Origin of the sequence: Paenibacillus sp. FSL R5-0407, from assembly GCF_038009185.1 — a bacterium.
In the GTDB taxonomy this organism is placed as follows: Bacteria; Bacillota; Bacilli; order Paenibacillales; family Paenibacillaceae; genus Fontibacillus; species Fontibacillus vini.
Genome location: NZ_JBBPAX010000001.1, coordinates 2,943,375 through 2,961,920, shown reverse-complemented (window position 1 = coordinate 2,961,920; position 18,546 = coordinate 2,943,375). Strand labels below are relative to the sequence as shown.

The window sequence follows — 18,546 nt, the reverse complement described above, 5'->3', positions numbered from 1 at the left end:
TTTAAACAATAAGACTTTCTCATAAAGGAATGTCTTCGGGAGGTGCACATCATGCGGGTAATTATTACGTTGGCTTGTACGAACTGCAAACAAAGAAACTACACGACAACGAAAAACAAGCGTAACCACCCCGACCGCATGGAGATGAAGAAATTTTGCAAGTTTTGCAACGAGCAAGTTCCTCATCGCGAAACCAGATAGTCTTTGGAGGTGTAGTCGCGCATGAAACGAAGTTTCAAGTCGTTGATCTCTTTTTTCTCTGAAAGCTGGGCAGAGCTTAAAAAGGTTCGCTGGCCTAATCGTAAAGAGCTGACCAATTATACGCTGATTGTGCTGGGTACAATTGCAGTTGTCGCGATTTATTTTTGGGTACTTGATATCGGCATCTCTGCTGTGATCGAAGCGATAATTTAAGAAGGGTCCATAGGTGGCTTGATATGGAAAAAAGATGGTACGTAGTTCATACCTATTCCGGGTATGAGAACAAGGTCAAAGCCAATTTGGAGAAGCGCGTCGAGTCCATGGGCATGGAAGACAAGATTTTCCGCGTTCTTGTTCCTATGGAAGAAGAAGTGGTAAACAAAGACGGTAAGAAGAAGACCGTCATGCGTAAAGTTTACCCGGGATATGTCTTGGTGGAAATGATCCAAACCGACGACTCTTGGTATGTTGTTCGCAACACGCCGGGCGTTACTGGATTTGTCGGCTCCACGGGATCGGGTTCCAAACCTACGCCTCTGCTCCCTGAAGAAGTGGAACAGATTTTGCAGCATATGGGCATGGAAGAACCGAAACCGGTTATCGAGTTCGACTTGAAAGAATCCGTACGCATCAAGGTTGGCCCGTTTGCCAATTTTGTCGGATCCATCGAAGAAATTCTGGTCGACAAGAGCAAGCTCAAGGTTCACGTCAACATGTTTGGACGAGAAACCCCGCTTGAACTGGATTACACTCAAGTGGAAAAGATATAGGTTTCTTAGGGTTTCACGTGGGAGGGGCATTGCGCTCCGTCTACCACTATTAGGGCAAGGAGGTGTTTTACATGGCGAAAAAGGTTATCAAAGTGGTAAAACTGCAAATTCCTGCAGGGAAAGCGAATCCTGCGCCTCCGGTAGGTCCAGCTTTGGGTCAAGCAGGTGTCAACATCATGGCATTCTGTAAAGAATTCAACGCTCGTACTGCCGATCAAGCAGGTTTGATCATTCCAGTTGAGATTTCGGTGTTTGAAGACCGTTCTTTTACATTCATCACCAAAACTCCTCCGGCAGCTGTTCTGCTTCGCGTTGCTGCGAAGATCGAGAAGGGTTCCGGCGAACCAAACAAGAAAAAAGTGGCTACCGTGAAACGCGACGTTGTTCGTCAAATCGCGGAGCAAAAAATGCCTGACCTTAACGCAGCTTCCGTTGAATCGGCAATGCGCATGGTAGAAGGTACTGCTCGTAGCATGGGCATCACGATCCAAGACTAATTCTTGGGGCGTAAAACAACTGAGTTGCTAAACAACCTAGAAACGACATCAAGACTTTTGCAACGGAAGTTGCCTCTGAAAAAATAAGCTCACCTTCGGGTAGCTCATCTTTTCAGAGAACAGTGGGAGGATATTCCGCTAATACCACAAAGGAGGAACAATTTCATGGCTAAACACGGTAAAAAATACCTTGAAGCCGCTAAGCTGATCGACAGCGAAGCGACATATGAGCCTTCAGAAGCCGTTGAACTGGTGAAAAAGGCAGCGACTGCAAAATTCGACGAAACCGTTGAAGCAGCAGTTCGTTTGGGCGTAGACCCTCGTAAACAAGACCAAGCCGTTCGTGGTGTCGTTGTCCTGCCTCATGGCACGGGTAAAACGCAACGCGTTCTGGTATTCGCCAAAGGCGAGAAAGTTAAGGAAGCGGAAGCTGCCGGCGCTGACTTCGTAGGCGATCAAGACATGATCAACAAAATCCAACAAGGCTGGTTCGAATTCGATGTCTGCGTAGCGACACCGGATATGATGAGTGAAGTTGGTAAACTCGGCCGTCTGCTCGGTGGTAAAGGCCTCATGCCTAACCCTAAAGCAGGTACAGTTACGTTTGACGTAGCTAAAGCCGTTCAAGAAATCAAAGCGGGTAAAATCGAGTACCGTCTGGACAAAGCAGGTCAAATCCATGCGCCAATCGGAAAAGTATCTTTCTCTTCCGAACAACTCAATGAGAACCTCAAAGCTCTCATCGACGCATTGAACCGGGCTAAACCGGCTGCTGCCAAGGGCGTGTATTTGAAAAACATCGCGATTTCTTCGACGATGGGCCCTAGCGCTCGTGTTAATACAACTGTTTACAGATAATACCTCTCGCCTCGGTGAGTAATGGGATTGACATCGAGTGAATCTCTTGGTAAACTAAACAAGTTGTTTTTGATACGACAATTCAATTTGAATATGCTTACCGTAGACAGTAGGTGCCTTAGTGCTTAATTTCCTACCGAGGTGTTGTGATAGAATTTCAATTTACCGCAGTTCATCTGTGGTTAATGATTCGTCAGGCCTTCGTGATTCTGCGGAGGCTTTTTTCATGGAAATGAAGAAGGCCGAGTAAATCTATCAGGAGGTGTACAGGTTGGCAAACGCAAAAGTGATTCAAGCAAAACAAGAAGCCGTTGAAGCCGTAACTGCGAAATTGCGCGAGAGCGCAACGACTGTAGTAGCGGATTACCGCGGTCTGAATGTTGCCCAAGTTACGGAATTGCGCAAACAGCTTCGTGAAGCTGGCGTAGAATTCCAAGTATTGAAGAATACGCTCGTTCGCCGCGCAACAGAAGCTGCTGAACTTTCTGAACTGAACGAAGTGCTGACTGGCCCTACGGCTATCGCATTCAGTGCTGAAGACGCAGTAGCTCCGGCTAAAATTCTTAGCGATTTCGCGAAGAAGAACGAAGCGTTGAAAGTAAAAGGTGGCGTGGTTGAAGGCCGTGTAGTCGGCGTTGACCAAATCAAAGCGTTGGCGGATCTTCCGTCCCGCGAAGGTCTCCTTTCGATGCTCCTCAGCGTGCTTCAAGCTCCAGTTCGCAACTTCGCACTGGCAGTCAAAGCCGTTGCAGACAAAGAAGAAGCAAGCGCGTAAGCTGCTTCTGAATCAAGCTATCTAAAATTATCAAATTAAAATAATGGAGGTTCTACCATGTCTAAAGAAACAATTTTGGAAGAAATCAAAGCTATGACCGTTCTTGAACTGAACGATCTTGTTAAAGCTATCGAAGAAGAATTCGGCGTAACTGCTGCAGCTCCTGTAGTTGTAGCTGGTGGCGGCGGCGGCGCAGCTGAAGCAGCTGAGCAAACTGAATTCGACGTAATCCTGAACAATGCAGGCGCGTCCAAAATCAACGTTATCAAAGTGGTTCGCGAAATCACTGGTCTCGGCTTGAAAGAAGCAAAAGACCTGGTTGACAACGCTCCAAAACCACTGAAAGAAAAAGTGGGCAAAGAAGAAGCAGAAGCAGTAAAAGCGAAATTGGAAGAAGCAGGCGCATCTGTAGAAGTGAAGTAATTTCTCTTCTATCTAATGACAAACCCCTTGAATTCATTCAAGGGGTTTGTTTATAACCTGCGTAAGTTTCGGACAAACGCTTTTGGGTCTGGTGCTCTCTTGCTCGCGTGCATCTGCCTAGGTGAACTTCGTGGCGAGGAGTCCGTTCGCAAAGGATCCCCAGTCCCAAAAACAATTAACTGATCAACGGAGGTCACCGGTAAAATGCCAGATCACTATTATACGAATCAGCCTTCTGTTGCACATGACCGGAAAATGTGGGACGCAACGCTCCGGGGGCAGAATTTCCGTTTTGTCAGCGATGCCGGGGTATTCTCCAAAGGCGGCGTGGATTTCGGGAGCAGAACTTTGATAGAAGCTATGGAAATTCCCGCAAACGCAGACGTGCTTGACGTAGGTTGCGGCTATGGACCGATCGGTCTTTCGGCTGCCCGCATGGCTGATCAAGGCCATGTAACTATGATCGACGTCAATAGCCGTGCGGTCGAACTGGCTCGCGAAAATGCTGCGGCTAACCGGATCTTGAATGTAACGGTTCTCCAAAGCGATTTATTTGCGGAGCTAGGAGATCGGGATTTTGATGTAGTGCTGACAAATCCACCGATTCGGGCAGGCAAAGAGACGGTACATGCGATTTTTGAAGGGGCTCATGAAAGATTGAGGCCTGGAGGTTCTCTATGGATTGTTATTCAGAAAAAGCAAGGGGCGCTGTCGGCTAAGCTGAAGCTGGAGTCTTTATTTGATAGCGTGGAAGAAGTGACGAAGGACAAGGGGTATCGGATTTACAAGGCAACCAAAAAAATAGTTTGACTTGAAAAAGTGGTTGTGTTATTATTATAAAATGTCAGTATTAGGATGCCCTCTGTGGCTTTACCTTGCTGAAATGTCAATACTTTTGTGAAACGATGCATAAAATCAATATCGTTTTACGTATAATATGTACATTTCGGGTAAATCTACTGAATACGGGGACATCAGGCTGGAAATGACACGGATAATGATGCTCTTTTTTCGAAAGCATTCGATAAGGGCTTTTCTTTATTTGTGGATGAATCCGTATGGTCCTATTATAAGGGTACAAACACGGGTTCGCAATGAATTTTTAAGTGAGTAGACATGAGGGGTGGGTATAAGTTGGCAGGACATCTTGTTCAATATGGTCGACGCACTCGGCGAAGTTATGCACGAATTAACGAGGTACTCGAAGTTCCGAACCTGATCGAAATCCAACAGAAATCCTACGAGTGGTTCTTGGAAGAAGGCCTTCGGGAAATGTTCCAGGATATCTCGCCGATTCAGGATTTCACCGGAAATCTGGTGTTGGAATTTATCGATTACAGTCTTGGAGAACCGAAGTATACAGTAGACGACGCTAAGGAACGTGATGTTACGTATGCGGCGCCGCTTCGGGTTAAAGTCCGGCTCATTAATAAGGAAACCGGCGAAGTCAAAGAGCAGGAAGTATTCATGGGAGATTTCCCGCTGATGACGGAAACCGGCACATTCATTATTAATGGTGCGGAACGGGTAATTGTCACTCAGTTGGTTCGCTCTCCTAGCGTCTATTTCAGCACAAAAGTGGATAAGAACGGAAAGAAAACTTATACCGCAACAGTAATTCCAAACCGCGGTGCATGGTTGGAACTGGAGACGGATGCGAAGGATATCGTTTATGTCCGGATCGACCGTACTCGTAAGATTCCGGTAACCGTGTTGCTTCGTGCGCTTGGATTCGGTACGGATGCTGAGATTCTCGATTTGCTCGGCAACGATGAATATATTCGCAACACGCTGGATAAAGACAACACCGACTCTACGGAAAAAGCTCTCATTGAAATCTATGAGCGTCTTCGTCCGGGTGAGCCGCCGACTCTTGATAATGCTAAGAGTTTGCTTGTGGCGCGTTTCTTTGATCCTAAGCGTTATGACCTGGCCAATGTAGGCCGTTATAAAATCAATAAAAAGCTCCACATCAAGAATCGTTTGTTCAACCAACGTTTGGCTGAGTCTCTCATCGACACGAACACCGGTGAAATTATCGCCGAAGCCGGTCAGATGGTGGACCGCCGTTTGCTTGATCAAATCTTGCCGTTCTTGGAAAACTCGGTAGGTTTCAAAAACTATCATGTGGCCAACGGTGTTCTTGATGCTAACGACGTGCCTTTGCAAACGATCGATATTTTCTCTCCGATCGAAGACGGCAAGGTTGTTAAGGTGATCGCGAACCGCAATATCGATAAATCGGTGAAGCATATTACGCCGGCTGATATCATTTCGTCGATCAGCTACTTCCTGAACCTGTTGCACGGCGTCGGAAGCACGGACGATATTGACCATCTCGGTAACCGTAGACTGCGTTCCGTAGGCGAATTGCTGCAGAACCAGTTCCGTATCGGTTTGTCCCGGATGGAACGCGTCGTGCGCGAAAGAATGTCGATCCAGGATGCGAACGTGATTACGCCGCAAGCGCTGATCAATATTCGTCCTGTTATCGCATCGATTAAGGAGTTCTTCGGCAGTTCGCAGTTGTCGCAGTTTATGGACCAGACGAACCCGCTTGCTGAACTTACGAATAAACGCCGTCTGTCCGCACTCGGACCTGGTGGTTTGACGCGGGAACGCGCGGGCTTTGAAGTTCGTGACGTCCATCATTCCCACTATGGCCGTATGTGTCCAATCGAGACGCCGGAAGGACCGAACATCGGTTTGATCAACTCCTTGTCGACGTTCGCTCGCGTCAACGAGTATGGCTTCATCGAAGCTCCGTACCGTTGGGTTGACCCGAATACGGGCAAGGTTACCGATCAAATCGCTTACCTGACTGCCGATGAAGAGGATAACTACATCATTGCACAGGCGAACGCGGTGTTGAATGATGACAACACGTTCCGCGATGAGAATGTTATCGTTCGTTATAACAAGCAGTCCGACAACATTTTGACCATGCCGAGCGACCGCGTTGACTATATGGACGTATCGCCTAAGCAGGTTGTGTCCGTCGCGACCGCACTGATTCCTTTCTTGGAGAACGATGACTCGAACCGTGCACTGATGGGTTCGAACATGCAGCGTCAGGCGGTTCCGCTTCTCATTCCTAAGGCTCCGCTTGTCGGAACAGGGATGGAGCATAAATCGGCCAAAGACTCCGGTGTATGTATCGTTTCGAAATACGACGGGATCATCGAGCGTTCCGCAGCAAACGAAATTTGGCTGCGCCGCGTCGAGAAAGTGGATGGCAAGGAAGTAAAAGGCGACCTTGTTAAACATAAATTACACAAATTTATGCGTTCGAACCAAGGAACATGCATTAACCAGCGTCCGATCGTCAAACGCGGCGATGTTATCAAGAAGGGTGACATTCTCGCGGACGGGCCATCGACAGAAATGGGCGAATTGGCTCTTGGCCGGAACGTAGTCGTTGCCTTTATGACTTGGGAAGGCTACAACTACGAGGATGCGATCCTGCTTAGTGAGAAACTCGTGAAAGAGGATGTGTACACCTCGATCCATATCGAGGAATACGAATCCGAAGCCCGCGATACGAAGCTGGGTCCTGAAGAGATTACCCGCGATATTCCGAATGTCGGTGAAGAAGCGCTTCGCAATCTTGACGAGCGCGGCATCATCCGTGTCGGTGCGGAAATCGGCGCAGGCGATATCCTGGTCGGTAAAGTTACTCCGAAGGGCGTAACGGAACTTACAGCAGAAGAACGCCTTCTGCACGCCATCTTCGGCGAGAAAGCACGCGAAGTACGTGACACATCCCTGCGTGTACCGCATGGTACCGACGGTATTGTTGTCGACGTTAAGGTGTTTACTCGTGAGAATGGCGACGAGTTGCCACCGGGCGTTAATCAACTTGTTCGGGTATATATTGCCCAAAAACGTAAAATTTCCGAAGGCGATAAAATGGCCGGCCGTCATGGTAACAAAGGGGTCGTAGCCCGTATTCTGCCAGAGGAAGATATGCCGTTCATGCCGGACGGTACACCTGTACAGGTTGTACTGAACCCACTCGGGGTTCCATCCCGGATGAACATCGGTCAGGTGTTGGAAATTCACCTTGGTATGGCAGCTCTGAAGCTCGGTATCCATGTGGCTACTCCGGTATTCGACGGTGCGAACGAGTACGACGTGTTCGACACGATGGAAGAAGCCGGAATGCAGCGCAATGGTAAAACCGTTCTATACGACGGTCGTACAGGTGAGCAATTCGAACGCGAAGTTACCGTCGGCGTCATGCACATGATCAAACTGGCGCACATGGTTGATGATAAAATCCATGCCCGCTCGACAGGTCCTTACTCGCTCGTTACGCAGCAGCCGCTCGGTGGTAAAGCACAGTTCGGCGGACAGCGTTTCGGGGAGATGGAAGTTTGGGCGCTCGAAGCCTACGGCGCTGCTTATACACTGCAAGAAATTTTGACCGTCAAGTCGGATGATGTGGTCGGCCGGGTGAAAACCTACGAATCGATCGTCAAAGGCGAGAACGTACCGGAACCTGGTGTACCGGAATCGTTTAAGGTCTTGATCAAGGAACTTCAAAGTTTGGGTATGGACGTCAAGATCCTCACCGAAAACGAAGAAGAGATCGAGATGAAGGAAATCGACGACGAAGACGATGCGTCCGGGGACAAACTGAGTCTGAACCTGGAAGGTGCGGAAGTCGGAGTAGAATAAGCATCTAGGGCGGCGTAAGCCGCCCGAAGATGATTGATAACCGGAGATTGTCAATATCAGGACTTGGTTAAGGAGGGATGCTCCTTGTTGGACGTCAACAACTTCGAGTTTATGAAAATTGGGCTTGCTTCCCCAGATAAAATTCGTTCTTGGTCCCGCGGAGAAGTTAAGAAACCGGAAACGATTAACTACCGTACATTGAAACCGGAAAAGGAAGGGCTGTTTTGCGAGAAAATTTTCGGCCCGACCAAAGACTGGGAATGTCATTGCGGTAAATATAAACGCGTACGTTACAAAGGCGTTGTCTGCGATCGCTGCGGCGTCGAAGTAACAAGAGCGAAGGTTCGCCGCGAGCGGATGGGTCATATTGAATTGGCCGCACCTGTATCGCATATTTGGTACTTTAAAGGGATCCCGAGCCGGATGGGCCTTGCGCTCGATATGTCGCCGCGCTCCCTGGAAGAGATCATTTATTTTGCATCCTATGTGGTTACAGATCCAGGTGAAACTCCACTGGAGAAAAAGCAGCTTCTGTCCGAGAAGGAATATCGCAGCTACCGTGAAAAGTATGGCTACGGATTCCAAGCCGGCATGGGTGCTGAAGCGGTCAAAAAGCTGCTCCAGGATCTCGATATCGACAAGGAATTGGAATTTTTGAAAGAAGAGCTGCGCACGGCCCAAGGCCAACGCCGCAACAGGGCGATCAAACGCCTGGAAGTCATCGAAGCGTTCAAGAGCTCCGGCAATGAGCCGGAATGGATGATTCTCGACGTGCTTCCGGTTATTCCTCCGGAACTTCGTCCGATGGTACAGTTGGATGGCGGACGTTTCGCAACGTCTGACCTTAACGATTTGTACCGCCGGGTTATTAACCGGAACAACCGTCTGAAACGCCTGCTTGATCTGGGCGCGCCGGACATTATCGTGCAGAACGAAAAACGGATGCTGCAAGAAGCCGTCGACGCCCTGATCGATAATGGTCGCCGCGGCCGTCCGGTAACTGGACCGGGTAACCGTCCTTTGAAATCCCTCAGCCATATGCTGAAAGGTAAACAAGGCCGCTTCCGGCAAAACTTGCTCGGTAAACGGGTCGACTATTCCGGCCGTTCCGTTATCGTCGTAGGTCCTTACCTGAAGATGTATCAGTGCGGTCTTCCGAAAGAAATGGCTCTCGAGCTGTTTAAACCTTTCGTGATGAAAGAACTGGTCAACAAAGGTCTTGCTCACAATATCAAGAGCGCTAAGCGCAAAGTGGAACGCGTCAGCCCTGAGGTATGGGATGTGCTCGAAGAAGTCATTAAGGAGCATCCGGTTCTGCTGAACCGCGCCCCTACGCTTCACAGACTCGGGATCCAGGCGTTCGAACCGATTCTGGTCGAAGGCCGCGCCATCCGGCTTCACCCGCTCGTATGTACGGCTTATAACGCCGACTTTGACGGTGACCAAATGGCCGTTCACGTACCGTTGTCCGCAGAAGCTCAAGCGGAAGCCCGTATTCTGATGCTGGCGTCCGGCAACATCCTGAACCCTAAAGACGGCAAGCCTGTCGTTACTCCTTCTCAGGATATGGTTCTCGGATCTTATTATCTGACAATGGATAACAAGGAAGCCAAAGGCGCTGGGATGATTCTCGGCTCCGTAAACGAAGCGTTCTCCGCTTATCAGCGTGGAACCGCGGAATTGCATGCACGCGTAGCCATTCCTGCTAAGGCGCTCGGCAAGACCGGATTTACGGAAGCACAACAAAATGCGCTGCTCATTACGACCGTAGGGAAAATTATTTTCAACGATATCTTCCCTTCGAGCTTCCCGTATATTAACGAACCGTCTAGAGTCAACCTGTTCCAAGGCACGCCTGATGATTACTTCATCCATGACAAAGGCGCGAACGTTTGGGAACGGATTATGAATGCTAAACAAGCAGGTGGCGTAGGTAAAGAGTATCTCGGCGAAATTATCGGCCGTTGCTTTGAAATCTATCACACCACAGAAACTTCGATCATTTTGGACAGAATCAAACAAACCGGTTTCACATATTCGACTCGGGCCGGCGTAAGTATCGCTGTCTCGGACGTTATCGTACCGGATGAGAAACAGTCTATCCTTCGCGAATCGGATGACAAGGTACAAGTGATTACGACACAGTACCGCCGGGGTCTCATTACGAACGAAGAACGTTATGACCGTGTTATCGATATCTGGTCCAAAGCGAAGGATCAAATTACCGAAGTGCTCATGAAATCGATGGACCGTTACAATTCCATCATGCTCATGGTGGATTCCAAGGCGCGCGGTAACAAATCGCAGATCACCCAGCTCGGTGGGATGCGGGGTCTGATGGCCAACCCGTCGGGTCGGATCATCGAACTCCCAATCAAATCGAATTTCCGCGAAGGTCTGACCGTCCTCGAGTACTTCCTTTCGACGCACGGCGCGCGGAAAGGTTTGGCGGATACAGCGCTTCGGACAGCCGACTCCGGTTACCTGACTCGTCGTCTGGTAGACGTAGCCCAGGACGTTATCGTCCGCGAAGAAGATTGCGGTACGGATAAAGGCTTTATGGTCAGCGTTATCCAGGACGGTAAAGAGGTTATCGAGGATCTGTACGACCGGATCGAAGGACGTTATAGCTTTGAAACGATCAAACATCCGAAAACGGGTGAAATTATCGTTCATCGCAACGAACTCATTGATTCCGACAGAGCGCATGAAATCGTCGATGCCGGTGTAGGGAAACTGCAAATCCGTTCCGTGCTCAGCTGTCGCGCACGCCATGGCGTTTGTAAGAAGTGCTATGGCCGTAACCTCGCGACCGGCAAACACGTGGAAATCGGTGAAGCGGTCGGCATTATCGCCGCCCAATCCATCGGTGAACCAGGAACCCAGCTCACCATGCGTACGTTCCATACCGGGGGCGTTGCGGGTGACGATATCACTCAAGGTTTGCCGCGTATTCAGGAGCTCTTTGAAGCCCGGAATCCAAAAGGTCAAGCCACGATCAGTGAAATCGACGGCGTCATCAAGGAAATCCGTGAAGCTAAGGACCGTCGTGAAATCGAGGTTCAAGGCGAAGCGGAAACGAAGGTTTATTCCGTTACCTACGGTTCCCGTCTGCGCGTAAGCGAAGGCCAGGAAATCGAAGCGGGCGACGAGTTGACCGACGGTTCCATTGACCCTAAAGAAATTTTGCGCATCAAGGGTATCCGCGGCGTGCAGAACTACATCCTTCAGGAAGTTCAGCGCGTTTACCGGAACCAGGGCGTAGAAATCAACGACAAGCATATCGAAGTTATGGTCAGACAGATGCTGCGTAAAATCCGCATCGTAGATGCCGGTGATACGCCGCTCTTGCCTGGTGCATTCGTCGATATTTATGAATACGAGGTTGCCAACAAGGATGCAATCCTGTCCGGCAAAGAGCCTGCTGTGGCTAAACCGGTATTGCTCGGGATCACCAAGGCATCGCTCGAAACGGACTCCTTCCTGTCCGCCGCTTCCTTCCAGGAAACGACACGGGTGCTTACCGATGCCGCTATCAAAGGCAAAGTGGATAAACTCCTCGGCTTGAAGGAGAACGTCATTATCGGTAAACTGATTCCTGCGGGTACGGGGATGAACCGTTACCGGAGCATTCAGTTTGTTGAACCGGCTGGTGACGACACGGTTGAAGAAGGTCTGGAGCCAGTCTCTGTAGAATAGGTTGGATTAAACAACAGGTGCGGTTCGGGTAAAACCCGTTCCGCGCCGTTGTTTTTCATATGTATTCTATGATGATGGATTTCTGCTTCTTCTTTATGAGATCAAAGCAATCAATGTTTGTTTTTCAACTAAAAACTTTCAAATCATTGCTTGACATCGCCTAGCTGGAATGCTAATATATCAAAGTGCGTGAGTACGGATATTCCTGTGCTTTGGAGGACGGTAATTATGTCTAATGATAAAGGTCTACAGGACGCTCATGTTAAAATCGGCAGCAAGCAAACTATGAGAATGGTGGAACTTGGACGAGCCGAAGAAGTCTATGTGGCTGAAGATGCAGATCCGCGCCTTACGTCAAAGATCATTGCTTTATGCAATCAGCGAAACGTTAAAGTAACACTGGTTGATACGATGACCAACCTCGGCAAAGCTTGCGGGATTGAAGTCGGTGCGGCAATGGCTGCGATTGTAAGACAATAGTTGATAGGAACGTTTTTGCTAAAAGGGGTTATCCCTCCGGCAAAAACTTTTCATTTGTTCTTTAATGAACCGCCTGGGTCTGTGGGCTTAAAAAAGGTTTGTGAAGGATCATGAGAATTGAGGAAGGGGGTGGCAACAACATGCCAACAATTAACCAACTAGTCCGTAAAGGACGTCAAGACAAAGTGTACAAATCGAAGTCGCCAGCATTGCAAAGAGGGTTTAACGCCCTGAAGCGTGAGGCTACTGATCTGAGCTCCCCGCAAAAACGTGGAGTGTGCACTCGTGTAGGTACTATGACTCCTAAGAAACCGAACTCCGCACTTCGTAAATATGCCCGTGTTCGTTTGACGAACCGCATTGAGGTAACGGCGTACATTCCAGGTATCGGTCATAACCTGCAAGAGCACAGCGTAGTTTTGATTCGTGGCGGCCGGGTCAAGGACCTTCCAGGGGTACGTTATCATATCGTACGTGGAGCTTTGGACACCGCTGGTGTAAACAACCGGATGCAAGCCCGTTCGAAATACGGCGCTAAACGTCCGAAAGCAAAAAAATCCTAAGTTGATCATTAAGTCAGCTTATTGAACCGACAAGAGGTTTGGATTAATACTGAAAGGGGGATAACTATGCCACGCAAAGGTCCAGTTACAAAGAGAGATGTGTTGCCAGATCCGGTGTATAACAGCAAGCTTGTTACTCGTCTGATCAACCGCATCATGCTCGACGGTAAACGTGGAGTTGCTCAAAGCATTCTGTACAATGCGTTCAACCTGATTCAAGAACGTACGGGTAATGACCCAATGGAAGTATTTGAAGCAGCTTTGAAAAATATCATGCCTGTATTGGAAGTTAAAGCTCGCCGTGTGGGCGGTGCCAACTACCAAGTACCTATCGAAGTTAAGCCAGAAAGACGTACATCCTTGGGATTACGTTGGCTCGTAAACTACTCCCGCAACCGCGGTGAGAAAACGATGGAAGAGCGTTTGGCTGCTGAGATCATCGACGCATCCAACAACACAGGCGCTTCCGTTAAGAAACGCGAAGATACGCACAAAATGGCCGAAGCGAACAAAGCGTTCGCACACTACCGCTGGTAGGATTCGGTTAAACTTAATAAAATATTTTGAAGGGAGACTAATTCATGACAAGAGAGTTCTCCTTGAAAAATACACGTAACATCGGGATCATGGCGCATATTGACGCCGGTAAGACAACTACAACGGAACGTATTTTGTTCTATACAGGCATTACGCACAAAATCGGGGAAGTTCACGAGGGTGCTGCAACAATGGACTGGATGGAGCAAGAGCAGGAGCGCGGGATTACGATTACGTCCGCTGCTACTACCGCTTCCTGGAAGGGTCACCGCGTAAATATCATCGATACCCCGGGACACGTTGACTTCACTGTAGAAGTTGAACGTTCCCTACGTGTATTGGACGGGGCAGTAGGCGTTTTCAGTGCGAAGGAAGGCGTTGAGCCTCAGTCAGAAACTGTTTGGAGACAGGCTGACAAATATAGCGTTCCTCGGATCGCTTATGTAAACAAAATGGATATCATCGGTGCGGACTACCTGAACGTTGTCAATGATATGCGCGAACGTCTGCAAGCGAATGCGGTTGCGATCCAACTGCCAATCGGTGCAGAAAGCGACTTTGTCGGAATTATCGACATCGTTGAGCAAAAAGCGTATATGTACAAAGACGACTTGGGCCAAAACATCGAAGAAACCGAAATTCCTGCCGAGTACCAAGCAAAAGTTGAAGAACTTCGCGCGGAACTGGTAGAAAAGGTTGCCGAGTTGGACGAAGAATTGACTATGAAATACCTTGAAGGTGAAGAAATCACTGTTGAAGAACTGAAAGCAGCTCTTCGTAAAGGTGTAGTAGAAGTTAAAATTTTCCCTGTAGTGTGCGGTTCTTCTTACCGTAACAAAGGGATCCAGCTCGTATTGGACGCTGTTGTAGATTATCTGCCGGCTCCAATCGATATCCCGGCCATCAAAGGTCACTTGGATGACGGTACCGAAGTGGAACGTCACTCTTCCGACGAAGAGCCGTTCTCCGCATTGGCATTTAAAATTATGACTGACCCTTACGTGGGTAAACTGACGTTCTTCCGCGTGTACTCCGGTATTTTGCAATCCGGTTCGTATGTGCTGAATGCAACAAAGAACAAACGTGAGCGGATCGGACGTATCCTGCAAATGCATGCCAACACCCGTAAAGAAATCACCGAAGTTTATTCCGGTGATATTGCGGCAGCCGTAGGTTTGAAAGATACGGGAACAGGTGATACACTGTGTGATGAGAAGGCTCCGGTTATTCTCGAATCCATGAACTTCCCTGATCCGGTTATCGAAATCGCGGTTGAGCCTAAAACGAAAGCCGACCAAGACAAAATGGGCGTTGCTCTCGGTAAATTGACTGAAGAAGATCCTACGCTCCGTGCTCATACGGACGAAGAAACGGGTCAAACGATCCTTGCTGGTATGGGTGAGCTTCACCTGGATATCATCATCGACCGGATGCGCCGCGAATTCAAAGTTGAGACTAACGTAGGTAAACCTCAGGTTGCTTACCGTGAAACGTTCAAAGCTCCGGCTCGCGTTGAAGGTAAATTCGTCCGCCAATCCGGTGGTCGTGGTCAATACGGTCACGTTTGGGTTGAGTTCGAACCTCTGGAAGCAGGTAGCGGTAACCAGTTCGAGAGCAAGATCGTCGGTGGTTCCGTACCTAGAGAATACATCGCGCCTGCTCAGCAAGGTATTGAAGAAGCCATGAAGAATGGTGTCCTTGCAGGCTTCCCATTGGTAGACGTTAAAGCAACCATCGTTGATGGTTCTTACCATGACGTTGACTCCAGTGAAATGGCGTTTAAGATTGCCGGTTCCATGGCGCTTAAAGCAGCCAAGGAAAAGTGCCAAGCAGTTCTGCTTGAGCCAATCATGAAAGTTGAAGTAACGGTTCCTGAGGAGTACATGGGCGACGTTATGGGTATGCTGAACTCCCGCCGCGGACGGATCGAAGGTATGGATTCCCGTGGGGGCGCGCAAATTATCCGTGCTAAAGTACCTCTCTCCGAAATGTTCGGTTACTCGACTACCCTGCGTTCCGGTACACAAGGACGCGGCGTATTCTCGATGGAGCTTTCTCACTATGAAGAAGTTCCTAAGACTATCGCTGAAGAAATCGTGTCCAAGAACAAGGGCGGAGAATAAATTTCAGTACCTACTGACCGGGGAATCTTTGGAACCTGTTTAGGGGATGGATTCCCTGGTTAGTCCAACATAACAATCCATATTTTAAGGAGGAAATGTTTAAAATGGCAAAGGCTAAATACGAACGTACAAAACCGCATGTTAACATCGGTACTATCGGTCACGTCGACCATGGTAAAACAACTCTGACTGCAGCCATCACGACTGTATTGTCTACCACATATGGCGGTGCTGCTGTAGCATTCGACCAAATCGACAAAGCTCCAGAAGAGCGCGAGCGCGGTATCACAATCTCGACGTCCCACGTTGAGTATGAAACTCCTAACCGCCACTATGCACACGTTGACTGCCCAGGGCACGCCGACTATGTTAAAAACATGATCACTGGCGCTGCACAAATGGACGGAGCGATTCTGGTTGTATCCGCAGCTGACGGCCCAATGCCGCAAACTCGCGAGCACATCCTGTTGTCCCGTAACGTAGGCGTTCCTTACATCGTTGTATTCTTGAACAAATGCGACATGGTTGAAGACGCTGAATTGATCGAACTCGTTGAAATGGAAGTTCGCGACCTGCTTAACGAATATGAGTTCCCTGGCGATGACACTCCAATCATCCAAGGTTCCGCTCGTGAAGCTCTTCAAAACCCTACTGGTGACTGGGCTAAGAAAATCGTTGAAATGTTCGAAATCATCGACGAGTACATTCCGCTTCCAGAGCGTCCAGTGGACAAACCGTTCCTGATGCCTGTCGAAGACGTGTTCTCCATCACTGGCCGTGGTACTGTTGCTACAGGTCGTGTAGAGCGCGGTACTGTTAAAGTCGGCGACGAAATCGAAATCGTGGGTATCCGCGAAGAAACTAAGAAATCGGTTGTTACAGGCGTTGAAATGTTCCGTAAATTGCTCGATTCCGCTGAAGCGGGCGACAACATCGGCGCATTGCTCCGCGGTGTAGACCGTGCTCAAATCGAACGCGGCCAAGTATTGGCAAAGCCAGCTTCCGTTAATCCGCATACTGAGTTTTCCGCTCAAGTATACGTATTGACTAAAGAAGAAGGCGGACGTCATAAGCCTTTCTTCACTGGCTACCGTCCACAATTCTATTTCCGTACAACTGACGTAACAGGTGTTATCAACCTGCCAGAAGGTACTGAAATGGTTATGCCTGGTGACAACATCGAAGTTACTGTTCAACTGATCAACCCGATCGCTATCGAAGAAGGAACTCGTTTCTCCATTCGTGAAGGCGGCCGTACAGTTGGATCCGGTGCCGTTGTTAAAATCAGCAAATAATAAAGCAATTTATTGCTTGAGAGATCCGTTCCTTAGGGGACGGATCTTTTTTTATATTACAGTTGATAAAATCGTCCAATTCGACATTTAGTGCAATAAATATGTCGAATAATGTAGAAATTTATCTTTACAGTGATTTTTAGCACAGTTATAATTCTCTCATTAAGATCATCAGACATCCCCAAAGAGAGGATAAACACTCGATGAAATGCCCCTTATCTTTTCTAAGCCGCCCATCATCCCCCTCTGCACAAGCCAACCATTACAATTATTCCGCTTCCGTTGTCAAACCGGATTGGGTATGGGACGAAAACCAGCTTGTTATCGACGGACAGACCGAGATAAATGAGCAATTGAGAATGATTGATTTTCATGAAGGGGATATTCAGCTGCTCCATCATATGAGACCTATGATCTCTAGAAAGATCGACTGGATTGTGGATTCTTTTTATCAGTCGGTGCTGGATGTATCCAAGCTAGAGGAAATCATTAAAGAACACAGCACGGTTGAAAAACTGAAGGAAACCCTAAGAGAACATCTGCTTGATATGTTCAGTGGGAATGTCGATCAAGCATTTATTATGAAACGGCTAAAAATCGCTAAAGTCCATAAGCGCGTCGGATTGGAGCCAAAATGGTATCTATCGGCATTTCAAAATCTGCAAAATGCGTTTTTGCAGACAATTTACCAGGAAGTTAAAGACGAACAGCTTCTTTTGCAAATGGTGAGGACAACGACAAAGCTGTTAAACCTAGAACAGCAGCTGGTGTTGGAAGCTTATGAAAAGGAGAACATCCTTGAGAAAGAACAACAATATGAACTGGTGAAAAATGAGTTAAAAAGCAAAATCACCACTTTTAGTGAGGAGCTTGAAGATTTAAGCTTAGGAACGAACGCAGCCGTTGAAGAGCTGGTAACCAGTAGCAATGAGGTGAGTATGTCCATCCGGAATTCTTCAAAGACCGCCTCAAATACAAGAGAACAGGCTGAAGAGGGAAGAGACATTTTGCAGCTTCTACAGGAGCACATCGGAGTCATTCATATAAAGACCAGCTCTATGGAAGAATCGCTGAAGCATCTTGGACAATCCTCTGCACAAATTAATAAAGTTGTGAGTGCCGTAGAGGACATTGCAAGCCGGATCAAACTTCTCTCGTTGAACGCATCTATAGAAGCGGCAAGAGCTGGTGAACAGGGGTTAGGGTTTGCGGTTGTTGCCCGGGAAGTGAACAAGCTATCGGAAGAAGCGAAAAGTACGGTGGTTCAAATTGCGGATCTCGCCCATCAATCTGCAGAAATCTCGACCCGAGTCGTACATGCTGTAGAGGAAGTTCGGGGATTGGCGGAACAAGGGAAAGCGCAATCGAAGGAAAGCGGAGACATGTTTATCCATATCTTGAACTCGATGAAGAATAGTGCGGAGGATATTATATTGTTAGAAGAACAAATCCGCGAATTGATTACTACTATAGAAGGAATCGGATCATCTACGGCCACAGTCGCAGAGTCGGCGGAACGCCTGAACCGAATTTCCCTGAATTTATAATAGAAGTTAAATGGCGTATTTCCTTGAGAAATGCGCCTTTTTTGAATATTAGAACGGGGAGTAAATACCCATGAAAAACCACAATAAAAACTTTTGTA

The 18,546-nt window shown here is 48.3% G+C and carries 16 protein-coding genes and 1 other annotated feature; all 16 genes read left to right on the top strand.

The annotated features are described in order from the left end of the window. The first annotated feature begins 51 nt into the window (after positions 1 to 51). The 16 genes from rpmG (at position 52) to NYE70_RS14330 (ending at position 18,448) form a co-directional block, all read left to right on the top strand. Complete coding sequence (gene rpmG, locus NYE70_RS14405) at positions 52 to 201, top strand: 50S ribosomal protein L33 (protein WP_071784256.1); 150 nt, start codon at positions 52 to 54, stop codon at positions 199 to 201. A 21-nt stretch (positions 202 to 222) separates the two neighbouring features. After that, positions 223 to 414: a preprotein translocase subunit SecE gene (secE, locus tag NYE70_RS14400; RefSeq protein ID WP_211025536.1), complete on the top strand. Its 192-nt coding sequence runs from the start codon at positions 223 to 225 to the stop codon at positions 412 to 414. Positions 415 to 437: 23 nt separating this feature from the next. Next, the gene (nusG, locus tag NYE70_RS14395) at positions 438 to 971 is read left to right on the top strand and encodes a transcription termination/antitermination protein NusG (RefSeq protein ID WP_044482538.1); all 534 of its coding nucleotides are present in this window, start codon (positions 438 to 440) and stop codon (positions 969 to 971) included. 71 nt (positions 972 to 1,042) lie between these two features. Beyond that, positions 1,043 to 1,468 (top strand): 50S ribosomal protein L11, encoded by a 426-nt coding sequence (gene rplK, locus NYE70_RS14390; RefSeq protein WP_044482537.1) that lies wholly within the window; start codon positions 1,043 to 1,045, stop codon positions 1,466 to 1,468. Positions 1,469 to 1,633: 165 nt separating this feature from the next. Next, positions 1,634 to 2,326 (top strand): 50S ribosomal protein L1, encoded by a 693-nt coding sequence (rplA, locus tag NYE70_RS14385; protein ID WP_211025541.1) that lies wholly within the window; start codon positions 1,634 to 1,636, stop codon positions 2,324 to 2,326. Positions 2,327 to 2,408: 82 nt separating this feature from the next. Then, positions 2,409 to 2,560, top strand: a sequence feature (ribosomal protein L10 leader region). A gap of 37 nt (positions 2,561 to 2,597) precedes the next feature. Further along, positions 2,598 to 3,101 carry a 50S ribosomal protein L10 gene (gene rplJ, locus NYE70_RS14380; protein WP_211025543.1) on the top strand — a complete coding sequence of 168 codons (504 nt, stop codon included), beginning with the start codon at positions 2,598 to 2,600 and terminating at the stop codon, positions 3,099 to 3,101. 57 nt (positions 3,102 to 3,158) lie between these two features. Then, positions 3,159 to 3,524 carry a 50S ribosomal protein L7/L12 gene (gene rplL / locus NYE70_RS14375; protein WP_211025545.1) on the top strand — a complete coding sequence of 122 codons (366 nt, stop codon included), beginning with the start codon at positions 3,159 to 3,161 and terminating at the stop codon, positions 3,522 to 3,524. A gap of 204 nt (positions 3,525 to 3,728) precedes the next feature. Beyond that, the gene (locus tag NYE70_RS14370; protein ID WP_341046490.1) at positions 3,729 to 4,334 is read left to right on the top strand and encodes a class I SAM-dependent methyltransferase; all 606 of its coding nucleotides are present in this window, start codon (positions 3,729 to 3,731) and stop codon (positions 4,332 to 4,334) included. A 324-nt stretch (positions 4,335 to 4,658) separates the two neighbouring features. Beyond that, positions 4,659 to 8,204: a DNA-directed RNA polymerase subunit beta gene (rpoB, locus tag NYE70_RS14365; protein WP_211025549.1), complete on the top strand. Its 3,546-nt coding sequence runs from the start codon at positions 4,659 to 4,661 to the stop codon at positions 8,202 to 8,204. A gap of 84 nt (positions 8,205 to 8,288) precedes the next feature. After that, positions 8,289 to 11,903, top strand: coding sequence for a DNA-directed RNA polymerase subunit beta' (rpoC, locus tag NYE70_RS14360; protein WP_341046489.1), 3,615 nt, complete (start codon positions 8,289 to 8,291; stop codon positions 11,901 to 11,903). A gap of 228 nt (positions 11,904 to 12,131) precedes the next feature. Continuing rightward, on the top strand, positions 12,132 to 12,383 hold the full coding sequence (locus tag NYE70_RS14355) for a ribosomal L7Ae/L30e/S12e/Gadd45 family protein (protein ID WP_211025555.1): 252 nt from the start codon (positions 12,132 to 12,134) through the stop codon (positions 12,381 to 12,383). Between the two features lie 140 nt (positions 12,384 to 12,523). Then, a complete protein-coding gene (gene rpsL, locus NYE70_RS14350; RefSeq protein WP_211025557.1) occupies positions 12,524 to 12,946 on the top strand; it encodes a 30S ribosomal protein S12 in 423 nt (140 codons plus the stop codon). Positions 12,947 to 13,012: 66 nt separating this feature from the next. Beyond that, positions 13,013 to 13,483, top strand: a complete 471-nt coding sequence (gene rpsG, locus NYE70_RS14345; protein WP_044482526.1) for a 30S ribosomal protein S7 — start codon at positions 13,013 to 13,015, stop codon at positions 13,481 to 13,483. A gap of 44 nt (positions 13,484 to 13,527) precedes the next feature. After that, entirely contained in the window at positions 13,528 to 15,606 is a 2,079-nt protein-coding gene (gene fusA, locus NYE70_RS14340) for an elongation factor G (protein ID WP_211025559.1), read from the top strand. Positions 15,607 to 15,710: 104 nt separating this feature from the next. Further along, entirely contained in the window at positions 15,711 to 16,901 is a 1,191-nt protein-coding gene (tuf, locus tag NYE70_RS14335) for an elongation factor Tu (RefSeq protein ID WP_211025561.1), read from the top strand. A gap of 203 nt (positions 16,902 to 17,104) precedes the next feature. Then, complete coding sequence (locus NYE70_RS14330; protein WP_341046485.1) at positions 17,105 to 18,448, top strand: globin-coupled sensor protein; 1,344 nt, start codon at positions 17,105 to 17,107, stop codon at positions 18,446 to 18,448. The last annotated feature ends 98 nt before the right edge of the window (positions 18,449 to 18,546 follow it).